Source organism: Pseudomonas sp. 2822-17 (genome assembly GCF_002742485.1).
Taxonomy (GTDB): Bacteria; Pseudomonadota; Gammaproteobacteria; order Pseudomonadales; family Pseudomonadaceae; genus Aquipseudomonas; species Aquipseudomonas cyclaminis.
In genome coordinates, this window is the sequence record NZ_LJRZ01000573.1 from 1 (window position 1) to 368 (window position 368).

The following is a 368-nucleotide window of genomic DNA, read 5'->3' on the forward strand; positions in this document are numbered from 1 at the left end:
TTATTATGTCTTAATAAATCTAGATAAGGAACACTGTAATGTTGGCTTAAGTTCCACATATTGTCCCCTGACCGAACGGTATGCTGAATGTTAGTTATCGTAACTGGATCAAGGGAACCTTTCTGAACTGGCACAGTATTTGTAGTATCCTTGTTCAACCCATTAGGAATGGTTAAGGTCTGACCAATTTGCAGTACATCCGTCCTTAAATTATTTGCAGTTCGGATAGCATCAACCGTTACACTATGACGTTGGGAAATAACAGTTAAGTTGTCTCCAGCTACAACGCGATACGTAAAGGTTGTCCGATCTTCAATAGGAGCCGTTGGTTGAGATGTGCCAGTATTACTAGTTGGTATGGTTAGAAC

The 368-nt window shown here is 40.2% G+C and carries 1 protein-coding gene; it reads right to left on the reverse strand.

Annotated elements, in window-relative coordinates; translation table 11 throughout:
• On the reverse strand, positions 1-368 hold a 368-nt coding region (locus AOA60_RS23445), incomplete at both ends, for a LysM peptidoglycan-binding domain-containing protein (protein WP_143522506.1).